The sequence below is a fragment of the Paenibacillus sp. NRS-1782 genome (assembly GCF_050467685.1).
Lineage (GTDB): Bacteria > Bacillota > Bacilli > Paenibacillales > Paenibacillaceae > Paenibacillus > Paenibacillus terrae_A.
This window is the reverse complement of sequence record NZ_JBITPH010000040.1, coordinates 53637-71379: the sequence shown is the minus strand read 5'-3', so window position 1 is coordinate 71379 and position 17743 is coordinate 53637. Positions and strand designations below refer to the sequence as shown.

The window sequence follows — 17743 nt, the reverse complement described above, 5'->3', positions numbered from 1 at the left end:
CCTCAACCGATATCCGTATTACATAGTCGTCCGGATTTTTTTCTGCGAAATAGCTGAGCAACTCCACCGCGTATTAACGAAGCGACAGCTTGGGGAAGGCCTCTCTCCTCCCTGACCAATACCCTCATTCTATGGGGAATATTGACCTCATTCCGAGCAATAAAGTCATCCTGTACGAGCTAAGCCCTCACACCATATAACCATTCCTGCCACATAGACGCAGTATGGCTCCTTATTCCCCGTATTTCTTCTTATAATGGCTTAGGGTCAGAAGCGGCCAGATGTAACGATAGCTATGATAATGAGAATAGAAGTTACCCGGAAGCCCAGCGCCCGTGGGATATGCGGTCGGCCAATCGTCGTTTTGCAGCAATTCCATCAACTTGTATATTCCTCTATTTACGGCAGCAGACGGCTGCGGCTGAACCGCGATGAGTGCATCGAGTGCCCACGCAGTTTGGGATGGCGTGCTTTCCCCTAAGGGCATGTATTTCATCACCCGGTCGCTGATGCAGGATTCACCCCAGCCCCCATCCGAATTCTGAATCTGCAAGAGCCATTCCGCTCCTTTTTGAATCGAAGTATGGTCCGCCGGGAGCCCGGCAGCCTCTAAACCAGTCAGTGCCGCCCAAGTGCCGTAAATATAACAAATCCCCCATCTTCCATACCATGATCCGTCTTTCTCCTGATGGGAGATCAGCCAATTAACCCCCCGTTGGATGAAATCGTGCCTCGTGTCGAATCCGCAACAATTTCCGAGGTATTCCAATGTGCGTCCTGTAAGGTCGGCTCCCGAAGGGTCGATAGCGGCGGACTTGGCACCATCTATAGCCAGCCATGTGAGCATTTTCTTATTGGTGTTTTTTTCGAACGCAGGCCACCCGCCGTCTTTATTTTGCATAGACATAACCCAGTTGAGCCCCCGAGTGGATGAGTCACGATATTTAGGATCTGTACGGGACAGGCAGTGAATCGCTCTTAAAGCGGCTGTTGTGTCGTCTACATCGGGATTTAAGGTATTGGTCTCAGAGAATCCCCAGCCGCCAGGAACCGTAACCGGATTATGAACACTCCAATCCGACGCTTTGTCCTGTTGTCTGGATAAGAGATAGGCTGCCGACCGCTTCACGGCCTCATGATCCCCGGCGACGCCGGACTCCTGCAGCACATAGGAGATCAAGGCCGTATCCCAGATCGTTGAGGGTGAATTCTGAATGGTAGCTTTACCGTCAAAGCGGTACTGCATCTCTGTCAACCCTTGAACGGCCTTTACAATAAGCGGATCCCGTTTATCATAGCCCAGTGCAAGCAGGGCAAAAACCATGAGAATGGTGCTGCTCGCATAACTGTATAGGGTGCCATCCGATTCGATTCGATTCAGCATGAACTGCTCCGCCTTGTTTAGAGCTGCTTCATGGATATACCGGGGAGTTCCGAGAAGTCTGCTGAGTCCGACACGTATGCTTTCCGCGATTTCCCGGTGCTCCTGGGGCTGCGGCTCATCGTCATCATAGCGTGAATCGAACAGATCGGATACAGTGGGAGCCTTATTCGTTGATATAGAGAAATTCCGGTCCGCCATGATCATCATAGGGATCAGATGGATACGGGAATAACCTGAGAATTCATACAGATTAATTGGCATATAGGCAGGAAAAAGGATGATCTCCAGTGGTATGAGCGAGATTGATGCTGGCCATTTGCGCTGCCCGGTTGCAGCGAGAATCGCCTTTGTCAGAATGCTGGTCGATTTCCCCGGTCCACCTTGCGATTGAATGTAACGCCTGGCTCGCTCCATCGACTCGTCTGTCGGTTCACTGTACCCGGAATAGAGCAGGGCATAATAGGCATCAATGGAAACGGATAAATTACCCTCTTGCTCGTCCCTGTACCAACGCCAACAGCCTTCCGGCTGCTGCTCCGCAAGGATGCGATCATGCAAACGCCGGATCAGCTCTTCATTCTGTATATCCAATATCCGAAAGAGGATCATGACATAAGCATCCATCGCCACCCCGTTCTCAAAGCAAAAATGCCATGATCCGTCTTGATGCTGCTGGCGCATAAAAAAGTTCCTTAGCTTCCTTGTCCCCTCATCGACTGCGCTACGTACATCTCCCATTCTCTTATACCTCCAATAACGTCATGATGTACATTATATGAACGCCAGTACGAGGAAATGATGTGCCGCTTGCTGTCGTGGTTAAGCATTAAACGCCAAAAAGGACCCCATACCATTTCAGGACTACAGACTCTTTTGTTGGTGCAATATAAAGTTGGATTTTTCAGAAACAATCATTAGGGGTTACATCTGGGTGTCATGAGTACCACTTTACATATCCAGAATATGCAAAAAGCTCTTGAATCTCCACAAGGGAAATTCAAGAGCGTTCATTTTTAAGATGATGCGGTCGAGAGGACTCGAACCTCCACGGGGGTTAGCCCACACGGACCTGAACCGTGCGCGTCTGCCAATTCCGCCACGACCGCATATATATTGTCGTTTGTCCTCAAAAGGTCAATCTTTCTTGGCGACAAAATAGATCATACCATGCTCATAAAAAGAAGTCAAACACTTTATATTTTCATTCCCTCTTGATAAATTAGGAATAATACACTAAAATAAGAACATAAGTTCCTGAGAACGCTAGTTCTTTTTATTCAGTCAGATATGGATTATTATCACATTTCCCTAAGGCGGTGAATGGTTATGATCTCTTCAGTTACTACTCAGAATGAATTGTCTCTTGTGAAAAATTATCTGCTCCTTACCTTTATTCAAAAGGTATTTGAGCGGGACAGTCTTATTCTTGAAGAAAGCGGTATGCTGAAAACGCCTGATCTTTATGTCGAAATGGTTAACGCAGGAGTAGATCGTACCGGAATCTTACTATCTGAAATAAAACATGAATTTAATAAATGTCATATTCGTGTTTTGGACATACAACAAAACCACTCAGGCGTTCACGCCACCTATATAAGTAAAGGAAATAAAGAGCAGTTCAGTATGGCTATGCCTGCATTCCGCAAAGAAATGTATGAACGAATGCGCGCTTATCTGGGGCTTTCTACCTCTATGCCTCATACAGCTGCCCTCCCTTTACCCGAAAAGCAACGCCCCGAGTTTCCAAACAGCCGCTCTGCTTCCAAGCCCCTACGGTTTGTTGAAAGAAGTCTGGTTACATCCTCCTTGGCCTACAAGCGTAAATCGCTTCGCCCTGCTGCTTCTGCCGCAAGCGGAAGTGCATAATCCACGCACAGCGCGCATACAAAAAAAGCTTCCGCAGACACCAACCGTGCTCGGAAGCTTCTTTACATACCCATCATATATCCATCAATACCCGCTATGAACGGAGTATGAAGAATTCCCATAAAGCATTCGCTTTATTGCAGTACCTTCTGTACACGAGTAACCCCTTGGCTAAGAGCATGTCCTCCGCCTACCGCTGCGGCTACAGCAATGGTCTCCATAATCTCCTGATCACTTGCTCCTTTGGACCGAGCCTCGTCCACGTGATAAAACGTACATACCTCGTTGTTGGCAAATAAGCCAATGCCGAGGGCAATCAGTTGCTTGGTTTTCTCGTCTAAGCTCCCGGCTTGAAAGCACTCTCCAGTGAAACGATGATAGGCATGAACTACCTCCGGCAACTTATCTTCCAAATGACTGATTTGATCCTTATAAGCATGTATTTTCTCATTCATAACCGTCAAGACACAGCACACCCTCTCATATAGAGTATATTCTTATGTACTGTGTCCGGTTTACAGGCTGCATATGCCATCGACACATACACCTATTTTATCCAGTCACTTCAAATCCTTCTATCCAGCCAGCCGAAGCCCATTCCTCTAATCCAGTTCTACCGGATTGTGACGCGGCTCGCTGAACGGCTGATATGTATAGCTGCGATCCAGCTTGACCACACGCCGATTCTGGCGGCGGATAAGCACCTGTTCCTCGTCCCACGCCAGCACTATGCCTACCACATCGTTGGACTCCAGCCCATCCCGCACGACGCGCACCTTCTCACCGGAAAGCCGATAGGCGTCTAATTCTTCATCATGAATCATCTCTGTCCCCCCTTATACAATCTTTTCTAACACGGCAGCTGTCATTTATGCACATTAAAAAGTTTAAAAAGAGACCTAAACGAAATCATTTAGGTCTCTTCCCATTTACTACTTATATGGATTGCCAACAGAGCGACAAATTATCCCGACTGATTTACACTGTGATCATGTTCTTTTGTATCGTTCTTCTCATACCAGAAGTCCAGCACTTGTGCAGACAGCACTCTCTGATCTACGTATTCCACTTGGTGGGCAGTAAATTCTTCTTTCCAAGAGAAGGACAATTCTTCGCATAAGTTAACCAACGTCAACAACTCAGACCAAGCCACATAGCGTTTGTACCAAAAAAACTGAGGATGTTCAATCATATAGGGATATAAATCGTCAAATTCCGTATGCTTACAATCCAAGGCACGTTCAAAATGTACTTTAGCCGCTGCCAGTTTTTCCAGAAAAAACTGTTCGGTCAATTGCTCTTTCCCCATGTTGCTGCCTCCTCTCCCAAAACCTTAACTATATTATAAGCGAAATCGAAACTCATGCAAAGGTTATTATTAGAAATAAGGATCAGCAGCTTTTGAATTGTTACTATTCGGCAAACTCAATCTTGCCGTCAGTTAACGATGAAATTCTGACAAGCGACTCTACCCATATACCCTGCTCACGGATCGTTCTCGCCCCGGCTTGAAAGCATTTTTCCACAGCCACGCCGAATCCCACCAGCTCCGCACCGGAGCGTTGAATGATTTTGACCATACCTCTTGCGGCATCACCATTGGCGATAATATCATCAATGAACAGAACACGGTCATGCTCATGAATAAATTGACGGGACAGCATAATGTCCGTGACAATGCCTTTCGTAAAGGAAGGCACACGTTCGCATAATGCGTCCGGGTCGGCCAATAAAGTCTTTTTGCGGCGGGCAAACACCAGCGGTACACCCAGTTCCAATGCTGTTGCGAAACCTATGGCAATACCCGAGGATTCCACGGTTACCACTCTCGTAATATTCTCTTCCCGAAAACGGGCTGCGAACTCTCGTCCCATTTCCATTGTCAACTCCGGATCCACCTGGTGATTAAGTAATCCATCCAGCTTCAACACCTGATCCGACGCAACGACGCCTTCTTGTAAAATCCGTTCCTTCAATACTTCCATTCCATGACCTCCCACGGCATTCCTATGCGGTAAAAGTACCATACATCACCTGACGCTTTCAAGCTATAGCTTGCTTTCCCATACCTTCATGTGACATTTTTTTTACGCTTATTCCAAAACCACGCGACGATTCCTCCCAAAATAATCAGAAGAAAGACCGCCAGCCCTATCCGATGTGTCACCTTTTCCATCAGCTTCGCCACCTGTTCCCAGTGCATGCCCACCGCATGTCCAATTCCCAGAAACGTGCCGCACCACAGCAATGCGCCCGCCGATGCATACATCATATAGCGAAAGATATTCAAACGGGTCGTACCTGCCAGATATGAGGACACATGTCTCAAGCCCGGGACAAAGTAACCGAACAGAATGCCCCAAGTTCCATAGCGTCCGAACCAGTTCTCGGAAGAAGCAATTCTCGATGGCGTAAGCCTCACCCATTTACCGTATCGGTGCAGCAACGGCTTGCCTAGCAAACGACCGAGCGTATAACTAAGCATCATGCCCGTCATACTTCCGGAAAATGTGACTGCCAGCGCGGCAATAAAGTTGTAGTGTCCTTGAGACACGAGCCCGCCGAAGGCGATCATCAGCACTTCGTCGGGGATCGGCATACCAGCTACTCCAAGGGCAAGCAAGCCGAACATTGCCAAATATCCGTATTCCAGTATCCATGCAAGGATTTGACCCATAAATTACGCTCCCGTCAAGCTATTCATTGAATGCACTATAATTATTTCAGTCTCATCCAGTCATGTCCTATTTCATTTGAACATAGTTTGTATTATATGCTCGCTACAGCGTTATTCAAGCAGGCAAGGAGGGACTGGGGATGAAACGTAATATTCATGTTTTGCAGATTGCTTTTACATACATCGGAACAGTCGTCGGTGCCGGATTTGCTACCGGACAAGAAATATTACAGTTTTTTACACAGTACGGACGTTGGGCTACACTCACCATCATGCTGTCCACACTCATATTTGTATGGCTGGGTACGAAAATGATGCTGATCGCTCATGATATTTCAGCCCGGTCCTATGAGGATCTGAACAGACACCTTTTTGGCACCAAAGTCGGAAAATGGATCAGCTGGTTCACGCTCATGATATTGGTCTGCGTCAACAGCGTCATGCTGGCAGGTGCCGGCTCCGTTTTCGTGGAACGCCTTCACCTGCATTACCAGACCGGACTGCTCATTACACTCATTGGAACGTATCTGCTCCTGAGTAAAGGCATCAAGGCTATCCTGCATATGAACACCATTGTTGTCCCTATGATGATGATCATGTCTATCCTGCTTGTTCACAGCACACTCTCTATGCCAAATCCCCAGAGCTTTATTACAAATACGTCCGATTATAGCATGCTGCGAGCTTGGCTTTCTCCACTGCTGTATACTTCCTTCAATCTGGCAATGGCCCAAGCAGTGCTTGTACCACTCGGCAGCCAAACCTTCTCCCGCAAAACGATCCGCTGGGGCGGGATTTTGGGCGGGATTGGCGTCGGGTTTATGCTCATGTCTGCTCACTTTGCCATGTCGGCACATATGCCAGGAATTCGGCAATTTGAGATCCCGATGGGAAGCATTGCTTACCGCCTAGGGGCCCTGGTCGAGATCATTTACGTTTTACTCATTTTCATGGAAATTTTCAGTACCTTCGTGGCCGACATTTACGGTGTCAGTCTGCAAATCCGCCAGCATATCCAAATTTCACCTAAGCTCATCACACTATTCATTATGCTCACATGTTTTCTAATCAGTCAGTTTGGTTTCAGCTCACTGCTGTCTGTTCTATATCCTATTTTCGGGATACTTAGCCTGATGTGGGTGGGCAAGCTGATCATGGCAGGACGGGGGAGACCCTTCCGTTCCTCGCGTCCTCGCTCCAGCTTCCGGCATTCTGATTCAAAAACAGGTGATACACGCCATGGCTAGTGCTGGAATTTCAAATACATTTTCTTTAGCTCATTAACAGCCCTGCTCAGGGAATAGCTCGATTTAGCCTTGTCGCAAGCAGATCGCGCCAGCTCATAACGATAAGCAGGGTCTGCGATGACCTTTTCCAATGCGTCTGCCAGTGCCCTCGGACTGTCGGGTGGCACAAGCAGACCATTTACCCCATCCTCAATTTGCTCCGGTATTCCTCCCACCTCTGTACCCACCAAAGCCAAACAGCTCAAAGCCGCCTCCGCAAATACGGAACCAAAGGCTTCCGCTCGTGAAGGCAAAACAAACACATCAAAGAAAGGCATAAATTCTTCTGGATGAAGGGTGTATCCATAAAAAATCGTTTCATGGTAAATATCCAACTGCCGCGCCATCTCTTCCAGCTCGGGTCGAATGGGACCATCTCCGATAATATGCAGAACATAATTCTGATTTCTCTTTTTCAGCTCGGCACAGGCCTGTAACAAAGTATCCAGCCCTTTGGCAGGGACAAGGCGACAGACAGTTATAAGCTGTGTCACTTCATTTTCATGTGGTATGGGCTTGAAGCGCTTCTCATCATATCCATTCGGAATGACCACAATATCTTGCGAATTTTGTACATAAGGCGTCAAGTAATGCTGGAAAGAGCGGGATACTGCAATCAGGCGATCCGCCTTATGCTCCAACTCCCGATATAAGGACACCAGAAATTGATGCTCAGGCCCATTCTCCTCTATTTTACCGTTTAGAATTAACTCCTTCTCATAAGAAGAGTGAATCGTCTGAACGAGCGGGATATCGGGAAAAACAGTTTTCATAGCAATCCCGGCAATGGGATGATGAGCATGAATGAGATCAAAGGGCTTCTGAATGCGAAGCCGGGTCCACCACAAATAGTCACGGTACGTCTGTATATATTTTTGGACAATCGGATATTGTTCATATTGCGTCCAGTCAAAGGTATCAAACAATACTTCTTCCCTGCCCTTGTTGCGAATTCGTTTAGGGATTGAAAATAGCTCCATTTCCCAACGCGAGGACATAAATCGCTCTTGTAGATATGGAATCATAGATGAAACGCCGCCCGGTTGCTCGGGTGGGAAAAAGAGAGCCTGTAGCAATTTCATGACGTGCTTCCCCTTTCAAGCATTGTACTGCCCGGAACACAGATTGTATGTATAGGTTTCCGGATTTTCTGAAAAATGATATATTGAGAATAATTGCTAAGTACAAAAGAAAATTATAACATTTTAAATGGAATAATTCCTGTCTATTGTATGGGAACCAGATTCCCCGTTCAATAGACTCACTATCTATACAGATGGAGTCGGTGACGTTGACGTTGTTGTCCTTATCGGGAACCTTCGGTTTCCCATCTCTGGCCGGGGCTGTAAGTGCCGCCTGCGGTTTGTATATTATACTCATGATGGCGCTGATGTGCGTGATCATATATAGCAGACAGCGAAAAAAAGCCTATATCCTTTTTTCGGTTGCCGCTATTTTTATTATGACATATGAAGCCATGAATCTCTATTCGGCAGGTGGCGGCAACATGCCGCTACAAGGCATCGTGTGGCAAAATACGCTGGAAGCTGCTGCCTTTGTGCTTACCAATGCCGCCGTATTTCAGCTCTACCGGAAGCTAAAACGTGCGGGAGCATGGACTTTGCTGTTGCTGGGAGCGCTACTGATATTGCCGGTTGGCGCATGGGCTGCCGGATTACTGCCCAATTGGATCAGTGCAGCAAATCTCGTCGGGTTCACCCTGCTTTATCGACTCATTGTGCTTACTGTGAGCCTTGTGTTCATCATCCCACGAATCGGTCAGCCCAAAAAGTTTGCACTGGGCTTGCTGTTCTATTTACTTTGGCTTGGATGTCTGTGGTTGCGAGGCGACATTCCGGCAGGAAAAGGTGCAACCAGTACAGTCCTATGGATGTCATTTTTGCCATTGCTGTATTACACTACGTTGTTTCTAATCCTGTTCGAACGGATTGTGGAGCTGCTTCAACGGATTTACCGTTCCTCCATTACTGATGGTTTGACTGGCCTGTATAACCGTAAATACTTCGCTGGGCGATTGCGGCGATATATGGAGCAGGGAATCCGCGTGTCGGTCATTTTTTGCGATATTGATAATTTCAAAAAACTGAATGATACACAGGGCCATGCCCGCGCGGATGATGTGCTTAAACAGGTTGCACAGATTATGGAAGAAGAACTGGATGAAATCGGACTGACCGGAAGATACGGCGGCGAGGAACTGGTCGCGATGGTGGTTGATCGGCGGGCCAAGGTCGGACAGGTCGCAGAACGAATCCGTGAACGGGTTGCAGACGAAAGTATCGTGACCATCAGCGTCGGGCATAGCACGTTAAAAAAGGAAATGAACCCGGATGAACTGGTTAAACAGGCCGATCAGGCTATGTACATATCCAAAACAACAGGCAAAAACAAGGTCACGGCTTATAAGGAAACAGAAGTGAAGAAAAGCCGTGCAGCGCGCGCACAATAAACATGCAGTCTGCCATATGTTAGCTGTAAATCATAGTCCATATAGTAAAATGACGCACAGGGAACTCCCATAAGAGCCTGTGCGTCATTGTTGCTTCCCCTACTCCCATCAAGCCTCTGACGTTGCAGATGCCAAATCCCGGCCGATCCATGCCAGCTCCTCGTTTGTCAGCTCACGATAGCTGCCCAAGGGTAGCTGATCATCTAGCGTTAACGGACCCATCGCCGTTCTTTTCAAATACGTAACCTTTTTGCCAACCGCCTCAAACATGCGCTTCACCTGATGAAACTTTCCTTCATGGATCACAAGTGAAATGGTTGAAATGACTTCTTCATCTGCCTCTTGTGCTTTTTCATGACGAAGAATGGTCAATTGAGCCGGAAGGGTAACATAGCCGTCATCCAGCTCTACCCCTGCTGCAAATTGACGTATATCCTCCTCCGTGACATGTCCCGACACCGTAGCCTCATACGTTTTGGGAACATGTCGCCGTGGAGACAAGAGTTCATGCGCCAGCTTACCGTCATTCGTTAGCAATAGTAGTCCTTCCGTATCCTTATCGAGCCGTCCAACCGGGAAGGGCTCAAAATGCCGTTCCTCCGCACTCAGCAAATCCAGCACTGTTCGCTCTCTTGTATCCTCGGTTGCGGATATAACGCCTGGCGGTTTATGCAGCATGATATAAATGTATTCCCGAAAAATAACCCGTTCCCCGTTCACTTCAATCTGATCGTTATAAGGATGAACCTGCAAGCCGCTATCCTTGATGGTTCGACCGTTCACGGTGACCGTCCCTTGCTTTACCTGTCTCTTGATATCACTGCGCGAACCATAACCCATATGGGTTAGAACCTTGTCCAAACGCTGCGTCTGTCTTCCCTTCCCACTCATACTGATGTCCACCTCCAGCCTGTAGGGTATTCATTTTTGAGCATACCGTCCTGCCATTTGCCCCATCCGGCAGAATATCCGTCAATGCATATGAGAGTGTAACCTTTGGGCTGTGCTTCGTTCTGCAGCGTCATTTGCTGAGCAGGGATGGATAACGTTTCACCTTTCAAATAACGGATGGCATCCGTGTCTGAACTCGAAAGGTTTATACTCCTGACCGCCTCAGAAGGGCGCAAAGCTACCGCCAGCGGATGCGAAGGCACAAACCGACCATTCTTGTCTGTTCCCATAAACCAGCCCGGACGGACCACCTTAAGCCCGTCCAGACGATAGGATTCCAGCGGCGACTGATAAATCCGATCTCCATAGACTACCGTATGGCCTGCAAATGACGCCTCAAGCTGCTCCTGTACAAAATAGCGATAGGACTCCAGTACATCATGTTGTCCGCGTCCATCCCATTTTGCCGTATCTTTACCAGCACGAGACTTGTTCCCGAAACCAAAACCGCGTGCATTCGTTCCTTTACCCGATTTCCCGTCCATCCCTTTTCCATTCCGTTTGTAATCTCCAGTTACAGAGCTGTCCTGTCCGTTTGCCATTGGCGCTTCCTTGATGGACAGTAAACGATTATCCGCTTTAGCTGTACGACTGCCTTGATGCTGCAACACAGCGATAAAATGACCCTCACCCTCTATAAGATGGGGCCAAAGGCGTGCCATTCCACGCAGTTCTGGATGGGCTGCCGCGACTGCTTCACTCACCCATTCCGGGTGACCTGAAGCAAAGCCCGTTCCTGAAGGAGCAGGAACAACGTCAAAATCAGGATGTGCCTCCAGAAACTCAGCAATCATCCCTTCATTTTCTTCCGGTGCAAAGGTACAGGTCGAATAAACAATTCTTCCTCCGTCACTTAACATAGTTGCTGCCACTCGCAAAATATCCCGCTGCATAACTACACATTTGTCCACCGAATGGTTTTCCCATTGCTTCGCCATATCCTCATCCTTGCGAAACATCCCTTCCCCCGAACAAGGTGCGTCAATTAATATTTTGTCAAAAAAATGAGGGAAGGCATCTGCGATTCGATCCGGGCTTTCATTCAACACCACAGCATTTCGCACACCGTATAATTCCACATTTTTAGCCAACGCCTTGGTTCGATCAGCGCTAATATCATTCGTTACGAGCAGACCGCTTCCTTGCAGCTTGGCCGCGATTTGGGTCGATTTCCCACCCGGTGCAGCACACAAGTCCAATACAGCCTCACCCTCAGCAACATTCAGCAATTCTACAGGAGACATTGCACTTGGTTCCTGCACATAGTACAGTCCTGCATGATAATAAGGATGCAACCCCGGCTTGGTGCCGTAGGGAACATAAAAACCTGTATCACACCAAGGATTTGGTCGCAGTTCAAACGGCGAAATCGCCTTAAACGCCTCCACCGAAATTTTTAACGTATTGACGCGTATCCCAGCATGAGGCGTATGATCATAAGCAGCCATAAAAGCCTCAAACTCGTCGCCGAGCAGTTGCTCCATGCGCTTCACAAATGCAGTAGGGAGCTGTACACCCATAATTGTAATCATCCTGTCCAGTTAAAATAAAATTTATTGTACCATACTCAGCCTGTTAAGCTGCAATATCCGTGTGATTTACAAACTTTCACTACAAGCTGTAATGTTGTATAATAATATGATTCATAGCTACATATTTTGTATTTTGATAGGAGAGATGGCATTGAACACCCAAAAATCCAACAAAAAAAAGCTTATACCTGTCATTGGCTTTTTTGTTGTGCTCGTCATTTTGCTTGGGGTGCTGCTCGCTTTAAATTCAGGCACTAAAAACAAGCTGTATGGCGTTTCCACAGCCTCATTAAAGCCTGCCACCCAAGAGTTGCTGAATGATCCCAACTATCAGCAGATTATTAAACCGGAGGATCTTCAAAGCAAAATTGACAAAAAGGAAAACTTTTTCGTCTATCATTTTGCATCCGACTGTGTACATTGCCGCGCCACCACTCCCAAGCTAATGCCTTTGAGCAAGCAGGAGAACATCACCATGCACGAATTTAACCTGCGTGAGTATGAGGACGGCTGGGACAAGTACAAAATCGAGTACACCCCTACGCTCATCTATTACGAAAAAGGCGTAGAAAAAGAGCGTATGGTAGGTGGTTTGAAGGAAAATCCTTCCGACAACGGCTACACACTCGATGAGTTCAAAGCCTTTTTTGAAAAATATAAAAAGAATGTAACTTCCTAAACAATCTCCTAAACGACGTTCACACGGTTTAGACTACTGAACGATAAAACAGCCCGATCCCCTGAAACGGATCGGGCTGCTTGCTTTATAGACACGCCTCAGATTACGTCGTGCCCTTCCGTACTAGCCGAGGCAGAGCAGGAGCGGTGAGCCGCCTGTCTGCGCCTCACCGAAGCCTCAAGCGCCTGCTGACGCTGCTCATGCTTTTCCCCACGCCGCGGGCCTCTCTGCTGCGGGATGTTGGCTGGTATGGACGACGATGCGTCCTCCACATCCTGACGCAGCCCGGGATTGACGATTTCAATCGTCAAATCCCGATAAACCGGCGGCTGGCGCTGGGGATCTGCCGAGCCACCTACAACAGCCGCGGCAAGCTGGCGGGCGCAAGCGCGCGCCTCGTCCACCAGCTTCGCCATATTAATGCCCAGCGCCTGCGGAGACGCATGCTCCAGCTTGTGTACCGCGCTGTCCAGCATCATATGTCCGCCTCGAAAATTTCCGTTGCGAAAATGATACAGCCCAACAGCAATTTGCAGCAAACCTTTATATACAGGGTCACGGTCCAGCTTTATCCACAGCTCTTCCAGTACCTCGTGACATTCAAAATAATCCCGATCCCGATTGAAGTATACCAAATAAGCCACATACAACGGTTCATAGGAAACATTCACCATTTAATACTCATCCCTGTCTTCCTCCTTGGTAGAAGCCGCCAGCAATTCCTTGACTTCATCATGGAGCAGCTTGATCCCTTCCATGTCGTGCCGTTCCCACAGCTCATTGAACCTGCGCTGCGCATCAATCGTTTCACTGATCTTATGATAGAAATACAGACGGTGCATACCCGTCAGCACCTTGGATACGATATTCGCTTCATCCTCAAACTTCTTCTGCGCTTCTAATATTTCAAGACGCATCGAAGACATCTCATTATCCAGTACAAAGGCCGCCTCAGCTGCCTTTTTCAACCGTGTCCGCATATTATCCGGCAAGCTTTCCCGATACTTATAGCTAAGGGAATGCTCAATGGTTGCCCAGAAATTCATAGCCAAGGTACGGATCTGAATTTCAGCCAACACAATTTTTAATCCAAGCGCTGTCTGCACTGGATATTCTACAATCATATGAAAGCTGCGATATCCGCTATCTTTATAATTGGTGATATAGTCCTTTTCATACAGTACAGTCAGATCCTTGCGTCTTCGAATATACTCGGCTACCCGCCGGATATCCTCAACAAATTGGCACATGATGCGGATTCCTGCAATATCCTCGATTCCCGTCTCCAGCTGATCAGAAGGAACCTGTAATCTCTTCGCTTTATCGAGGATGCTTGATATTTTTTTCACCCGTCCGGTTACGAATTCGATAGGAGCGTATTCCTCGCGCTTTTTCAGCTCCGCACGCATTGTTTTGAACTTGACCTTAAGCTCCTCCACCGCCTGATCATATGGCAGCAAAAATGTTCCCCAGTCTCTTCCGTCCATCCCCGTACCTCCTGTCTCTTCCGACAACACTTTTTTATCTGTGATCTGCACCAACAGCCTCGGTAATGTGTCTAAAGCCGTCCTTTCGCAGCAGCTCGCGCAGACCGGCATGTAATGTCCGGTTCACTTCCGGTCCCTCATAGATCAATGCTGTATAAATTTCAATCAGGCTTGCGCCTGCTTTAATTTTGTCGTAAGCATCACGACTGCTGAAAATGCCGCCCGATCCGATAATCGGCAGCTTGCCATCTGTTTGGCGATACACTCGTCCGATGACCTCTGTAGAACGGTCACGCAGGGGCTTACCACTCAGCCCGCCCGTCTCACTCGCATTCCGATGCGTCAGGCCAGCCCTCGAAATTGTCGTATTCGTCGCGATGATACCGTCTACTCCACTGGCCGCAATCGCATCTGTCATATATTCCAGTTCCTCATCTGATACGTCCGGCGCAATTTTGACCAGTACAGACTTGGCTCCGCCATACTTCGTCGCCTGTACTCCCATCTCTGCTCGAACAGCTTCCAGCAGCGATTTGAGCTCACTGCCATGCTGGAGCTTTCGCAAATCCGGCGTATTCGGTGAACTGATATTCACTACAAAAAAATCCGCATACGGATACAGCGCAGAAATACACTTCTCATAATCCTTATGGGCATCCTCATTAGGCGTGTTTTTGTTTTTACCAATATTAACAGCGACCGGAACAGGCCGATGTTTTAGCGCAGCCAGACGTTTAGCCATGCTTTCCACACCCAGATTGTTAAAGCCCATCCGATTCACTAACGCCTCATCGGGAGGCAATCGGAACAAACGAGGTCGGTCATTGCCGGGCTGTCCCACAGGTGTCACCGTGCCTACTTCCATAAAACCAAACCCGATCGAGGAAAAGCCAGCAACTGCTTCCGCATTTTTATCCAATCCCGCAGCCAGTCCAATCGGGTTGGGAAAATGAAGGCCGAACAGATCAACCGCAAGATCCTCCGTTTCCTTGACTCCGTACATTCCCCGCAGCGTTGCTGCTCCACCGGGAAGCGCCCCAGCATACTTCAAGCCATCAATGACGACATGATGGGCCGTCTCTGGACTCATTTTGAAAAAAACAGGTTTCACAATCCTTCGATACAACACGATTCATCCACTCCGTTCTATGCCCTTGCGCAATCCTAAAAAAACATCTCTACAAAATAGTTTAGCTTTTTCCATACCAAAAAGAAAGTAATTTGCGGCGTGCAGTATCAGGAACAATTCGTTTGTCATGGAGACGTCATTGAAAATGTATAATCAAACCATTTACAATGGAGATAGTAAGACAGGGCTATAGCCCGTCAGAAAAGAGGGATTGCCGATATGAAGACCAAGCGCAAGCCGCCAAGTCTGCAAAAGAAAAAGGACGAGGTGAACAAGAAAGCGATTGTATGGACCGCCGTCAGTTTTGTTCTCCTCATCATTGTGATTGTTCTGGTCGTTGTTTTGGCACAGGCAGGAAATCGTTAAACTTCATGCAGGAATAGCATCTTAAGCTAATTTAGCCAGTGATAGGTTTTGCGGGGATTGGTCTGGTCGTGCTGCGGCTCAGTCGTAAATCGGGAGCCAGGCACAAGCACTTGACTAGGCAGTCCCCCGTTACCAATGATCACCTCTGTACCCGAAGGTACGAGAGCAAATAACTCCTCCACATCCTCTTTGCCCATGCGAACGCAGCCTAGCGACTCATTTTTACCAATGCTGTCCGACTCGTTGGTGCCGTGGATGGCATAATTCGTTGCAGACAGCTGCATACCGCGGCTGCCAAACTCACCGTTGGACTTACCGTTCGGATTTACGACTTTATCCGTAATCACAAACTTTCCTTCCGGAGTTCGATCTCCACCCAATCCGATAGGATAATTGCGGATCAGCACATTGCCACTCACCAATCCAAGCCTGTGTTTCGACTTGTCTACCACAATCCGCAGCGGCTGCCCCAGAAAAGGCCGTCCATACAGCGACGACGCCAGCAAAGGACTGCTTTCAGCCGACGAGCCAGCTTGTTGACTTGTTGCTCCTTTAGCCCTCTGTCCCTGTGAAGCAAGTAAATTACGCATAGGTGTAAAAGCCTTCTTCATTCCGTCTGCCGTACCGTACATCATATTATCCGGAAAGCTTCCGGTCAGCTCATCGAGACTTCGAGGAAGACGTTGATGCTGCGTACGAAAAGCACGCATGGAGCTATTCAGCACAGCCAGTTCTTCCTGTCCCACAGCCCAATTCAGACCTGCCTTTCGAAGCTTTTCACTGTCAGACGGCTTACAAGCACACGCTGCTGCGTCGTAAGACTGGACAGCCAAGCCTCCATTTCCTTTGTTTTGCAAGCTAAGCAGCGGCTGCATACGATCTCTCCAGAGCATCCAGGAACCGCTTTGCTCCATGCCCAGCACTGTGGTCTCGGCTGGTAGACGACTAGCCTTTGCCAACATATCTGCAAGTGCCGTTCCTGCTGAACTGCCTGTGCGCGCTTGGGCCGTAAACACGCCACCAGCACCAAGCCCACCGATCTGAGCCACTTCATCCGGGTCATAAGTCTGTACTCCTGCCACTTGGACATTGTCGGTTGCCACAGGCTCTGTTCCTGATGGAACGGATGCACTTTCCCTCGAATGGCCCGGCGAATTGGCTGAAGGCACCCATATCAGAAGAAGTACCATCAACGTAGTTAACAAATAACGCGTTCGAGCCGTTCTCCGCGTCTTCTCCTTTGACATCTGAACCAGTTTATCCTGATACTCCATCCATACGTCTGCCGGAATCTGTTTATGCTCGAAGGCTTCGAACACCTCCCCCGCGCGATTGAAGCAATAATTTGCTTTGCCCTCCTGACCACTGCTCTCATACTCTTTTCCGAGCAAATACCAAGCCATTTTATTATCAGGGTGCTTTTTTACATACGATTTAAGATGAGGCGAATGATTCATCGGATCCTCCTGATCGTGTAGTCTTGCCCTATTGTTTACTATGTATATCGGCCAAAATAGATCATATGGATAGCACATAAAAAAAACAGCACTGGCAGCACCTTTTCACCGTTATACGGCAAAGAGTGCTGTCGGTGCTGTGCCTATCCAAGTAGACTTAACCTTCTTTATTGAATGGCTCGTCTGCAACTTTAATAGAATCAGTAGGGCAACCGTCGCAAGCATCCTGCATATCATCAAACAGGTCGTCTGAAATTGCCTTGATTCCTTGGTTTCCATCTCCATCAAAGATCACTTCAGCCAAGCCCTCATCGTCATAATCATAAATGTCCGGTGCTGTAGCACCACAGGCTCCGCACGCAATGCATGTATCTTTTTCTACCCAAGTGTATTTAGCCATAACTCTCCTCTGCCTCCTATACAATCAAACAAACCAGCTTTTGCATTCTATTCACATAT

19 protein-coding genes and 1 tRNA gene are annotated in these 17743 nt (G+C 47.9%); 5 read left to right on the top strand and 15 right to left on the bottom strand.

What is annotated here, in order from left to right; translation table 11 throughout:
- Positions 1 to 232: 232 nt before the first annotated feature.
- Both shc and ACIFQM_RS15070 read right to left on the bottom strand, forming a co-directional pair.
- On the bottom strand, positions 233 to 2122 hold the full coding sequence (gene shc, locus ACIFQM_RS15075) for a squalene--hopene cyclase (RefSeq protein WP_430040491.1): 1890 nt from the start codon (positions 2120 to 2122) through the stop codon (positions 233 to 235).
- Between the two features lie 284 nt (positions 2123 to 2406).
- A tRNA-Leu gene (locus ACIFQM_RS15070) sits at positions 2407 to 2490 on the bottom strand.
- A gap of 220 nt (positions 2491 to 2710) precedes the next feature.
- Here ACIFQM_RS15070 and ACIFQM_RS15065 point away from each other — a divergent pair.
- Entirely contained in the window at positions 2711 to 3250 is a 540-nt protein-coding gene (locus tag ACIFQM_RS15065; protein WP_430040621.1) for a hypothetical protein, read from the top strand.
- A gap of 134 nt (positions 3251 to 3384) precedes the next feature.
- Here the strand turns inward: ACIFQM_RS15065 and ACIFQM_RS15060 are convergent, their stop codons facing one another.
- The 5 genes from ACIFQM_RS15060 to ACIFQM_RS15040 all read right to left on the bottom strand — a co-directional run bounded on the left by ACIFQM_RS15060 (position 3385) and on the right by ACIFQM_RS15040 (position 5927).
- Positions 3385 to 3714 carry a carboxymuconolactone decarboxylase family protein gene (locus ACIFQM_RS15060; RefSeq protein WP_430047984.1) on the bottom strand — a complete coding sequence of 110 codons (330 nt, stop codon included), beginning with the start codon at positions 3712 to 3714 and terminating at the stop codon, positions 3385 to 3387.
- Positions 3715 to 3852: 138 nt separating this feature from the next.
- Positions 3853 to 4074, bottom strand: coding sequence for a hypothetical protein (locus ACIFQM_RS15055; RefSeq protein ID WP_430040492.1), 222 nt, complete (start codon positions 4072 to 4074; stop codon positions 3853 to 3855).
- A 140-nt stretch (positions 4075 to 4214) separates the two neighbouring features.
- Positions 4215 to 4559: a hypothetical protein gene (locus ACIFQM_RS15050; protein ID WP_007429850.1), complete on the bottom strand. Its 345-nt coding sequence runs from the start codon at positions 4557 to 4559 to the stop codon at positions 4215 to 4217.
- 103 nt (positions 4560 to 4662) lie between these two features.
- A complete protein-coding gene (locus ACIFQM_RS15045) occupies positions 4663 to 5235 on the bottom strand; it encodes a xanthine phosphoribosyltransferase (protein WP_430040494.1) in 573 nt (190 codons plus the stop codon).
- An 86-nt stretch (positions 5236 to 5321) separates the two neighbouring features.
- On the bottom strand, positions 5322 to 5927 hold the full coding sequence (locus ACIFQM_RS15040) for a DedA family protein (RefSeq protein ID WP_430040496.1): 606 nt from the start codon (positions 5925 to 5927) through the stop codon (positions 5322 to 5324).
- A 140-nt stretch (positions 5928 to 6067) separates the two neighbouring features.
- On the opposite strand from ACIFQM_RS15040, the gene ACIFQM_RS15035 reads away from it, so the two are divergent.
- Positions 6068 to 7174 (top strand): YkvI family membrane protein, encoded by a 1107-nt coding sequence (locus ACIFQM_RS15035; protein ID WP_430040498.1) that lies wholly within the window; start codon positions 6068 to 6070, stop codon positions 7172 to 7174.
- Here ACIFQM_RS15035 and ACIFQM_RS15030 read toward each other — a convergent pair.
- On the bottom strand, positions 7171 to 8295 hold the full coding sequence (locus ACIFQM_RS15030) for a glycosyltransferase family 4 protein (protein ID WP_430040500.1): 1125 nt from the start codon (positions 8293 to 8295) through the stop codon (positions 7171 to 7173). The two genes, ACIFQM_RS15035 and ACIFQM_RS15030, sit on opposite strands and share 4 nt — an antisense overlap.
- A gap of 209 nt (positions 8296 to 8504) precedes the next feature.
- Here ACIFQM_RS15030 and ACIFQM_RS15025 point away from each other — a divergent pair, with 209 nt between their 5' ends.
- Positions 8505 to 9683: a GGDEF domain-containing protein gene (locus ACIFQM_RS15025; RefSeq protein ID WP_430065735.1), complete on the top strand. Its 1179-nt coding sequence runs from the start codon at positions 8505 to 8507 to the stop codon at positions 9681 to 9683.
- A gap of 108 nt (positions 9684 to 9791) precedes the next feature.
- Here ACIFQM_RS15025 and ACIFQM_RS15020 read toward each other — a convergent pair whose 3' ends face one another.
- Together ACIFQM_RS15020 and ACIFQM_RS15015 are read right to left on the bottom strand one after the other, a co-directional pair.
- On the bottom strand, positions 9792 to 10574 hold the full coding sequence (locus tag ACIFQM_RS15020) for a pseudouridine synthase (RefSeq protein ID WP_430040504.1): 783 nt from the start codon (positions 10572 to 10574) through the stop codon (positions 9792 to 9794).
- Positions 10571 to 12154, bottom strand: coding sequence for an RsmB/NOP family class I SAM-dependent RNA methyltransferase (locus ACIFQM_RS15015; RefSeq protein ID WP_430040625.1), 1584 nt, complete (start codon positions 12152 to 12154; stop codon positions 10571 to 10573). The genes ACIFQM_RS15020 and ACIFQM_RS15015 overlap by 4 nt, the downstream gene beginning before the upstream one ends.
- A gap of 163 nt (positions 12155 to 12317) precedes the next feature.
- Here ACIFQM_RS15015 and ACIFQM_RS15010 point away from each other — a divergent pair, with 163 nt between their 5' ends.
- The gene (locus ACIFQM_RS15010) at positions 12318 to 12845 is read left to right on the top strand and encodes a thioredoxin family protein (RefSeq protein WP_430040506.1); all 528 of its coding nucleotides are present in this window, start codon (positions 12318 to 12320) and stop codon (positions 12843 to 12845) included.
- 98 nt (positions 12846 to 12943) lie between these two features.
- Here ACIFQM_RS15010 and ACIFQM_RS15005 read toward each other — a convergent pair whose 3' ends face one another.
- Genes ACIFQM_RS15005 through ACIFQM_RS14995 form a run of 3 tightly spaced genes read right to left on the bottom strand, consistent with a single transcriptional unit; the run spans position 12944 to position 15461 of the window.
- Positions 12944 to 13519: a DUF309 domain-containing protein gene (locus ACIFQM_RS15005; protein WP_430040508.1), complete on the bottom strand. Its 576-nt coding sequence runs from the start codon at positions 13517 to 13519 to the stop codon at positions 12944 to 12946.
- Complete coding sequence (locus tag ACIFQM_RS15000; protein ID WP_430040510.1) at positions 13520 to 14332, bottom strand: GTP pyrophosphokinase; 813 nt, start codon at positions 14330 to 14332, stop codon at positions 13520 to 13522. It abuts the gene before it with no gap.
- A gap of 34 nt (positions 14333 to 14366) precedes the next feature.
- A complete protein-coding gene (locus tag ACIFQM_RS14995) occupies positions 14367 to 15461 on the bottom strand; it encodes a quinone-dependent dihydroorotate dehydrogenase (protein WP_430040512.1) in 1095 nt (364 codons plus the stop codon).
- Positions 15462 to 15680: 219 nt separating this feature from the next.
- Here ACIFQM_RS14995 and ACIFQM_RS14990 point away from each other — a divergent pair, with 219 nt between their 5' ends.
- Entirely contained in the window at positions 15681 to 15827 is a 147-nt protein-coding gene (locus tag ACIFQM_RS14990) for a hypothetical protein (RefSeq protein WP_014280871.1), read from the top strand.
- Between the two features lie 26 nt (positions 15828 to 15853).
- Here the strand turns inward: ACIFQM_RS14990 and ACIFQM_RS14985 are convergent, their stop codons facing one another.
- Complete coding sequence (locus ACIFQM_RS14985) at positions 15854 to 17284, bottom strand: L,D-transpeptidase (protein ID WP_430040514.1); 1431 nt, start codon at positions 17282 to 17284, stop codon at positions 15854 to 15856.
- A gap of 157 nt (positions 17285 to 17441) precedes the next feature.
- Positions 17442 to 17684, bottom strand: a complete 243-nt coding sequence (locus ACIFQM_RS14980; RefSeq protein WP_014280869.1) for a ferredoxin — start codon at positions 17682 to 17684, stop codon at positions 17442 to 17444.
- Positions 17685 to 17743: the final 59 nt, after the last annotated feature.

Excerpts from the sequence above, each read along its gene's own strand:
- ACIFQM_RS15065 (WP_430040621.1), top strand. The coding sequence starts at position 2,711 with ATGATCTCTTCAGTTACTACTCAGAATGAATTGTCTCTTGTGAAAAAT.
- ACIFQM_RS14990 (WP_014280871.1), top strand. The coding sequence starts at position 15,681 with ATGAAGACCAAGCGCAAGCCGCCAAGTCTGCAAAAGAAAAAGGACGAG.
- ACIFQM_RS15050 (WP_007429850.1), bottom strand. The coding sequence starts at position 4,559 with ATGGGGAAAGAGCAATTGACCGAACAGTTTTTTCTGGAAAAACTGGCA.
- ACIFQM_RS15030 (WP_430040500.1), bottom strand. The coding sequence starts at position 8,295 with ATGAAATTGCTACAGGCTCTCTTTTTCCCACCCGAGCAACCGGGCGGC.
- shc (WP_430040491.1), bottom strand. The coding sequence starts at position 2,122 with ATGGGAGATGTACGTAGCGCAGTCGATGAGGGGACAAGGAAGCTAAGG.
- ACIFQM_RS15040 (WP_430040496.1), bottom strand. The coding sequence starts at position 5,927 with ATGGGTCAAATCCTTGCATGGATACTGGAATACGGATATTTGGCAATG.
- ACIFQM_RS14985 (WP_430040514.1), bottom strand. The coding sequence starts at position 17,284 with ATGAATCATTCGCCTCATCTTAAATCGTATGTAAAAAAGCACCCTGAT.
- ACIFQM_RS15035 (WP_430040498.1), top strand. The coding sequence starts at position 6,068 with ATGAAACGTAATATTCATGTTTTGCAGATTGCTTTTACATACATCGGA.
- ACIFQM_RS15000 (WP_430040510.1), bottom strand. The coding sequence starts at position 14,332 with ATGGACGGAAGAGACTGGGGAACATTTTTGCTGCCATATGATCAGGCG.
- ACIFQM_RS15045 (WP_430040494.1), bottom strand. The coding sequence starts at position 5,235 with ATGGAAGTATTGAAGGAACGGATTTTACAAGAAGGCGTCGTTGCGTCG.
- ACIFQM_RS15005 (WP_430040508.1), bottom strand. The coding sequence starts at position 13,519 with ATGGTGAATGTTTCCTATGAACCGTTGTATGTGGCTTATTTGGTATAC.
- ACIFQM_RS15055 (WP_430040492.1), bottom strand. The coding sequence starts at position 4,074 with ATGATTCATGATGAAGAATTAGACGCCTATCGGCTTTCCGGTGAGAAG.
- ACIFQM_RS14980 (WP_014280869.1), bottom strand. The coding sequence starts at position 17,684 with ATGGCTAAATACACTTGGGTAGAAAAAGATACATGCATTGCGTGCGGA.
- ACIFQM_RS15020 (WP_430040504.1), bottom strand. The coding sequence starts at position 10,574 with ATGAGTGGGAAGGGAAGACAGACGCAGCGTTTGGACAAGGTTCTAACC.
- ACIFQM_RS15015 (WP_430040625.1), bottom strand. The coding sequence starts at position 12,154 with ATGGGTGTACAGCTCCCTACTGCATTTGTGAAGCGCATGGAGCAACTG.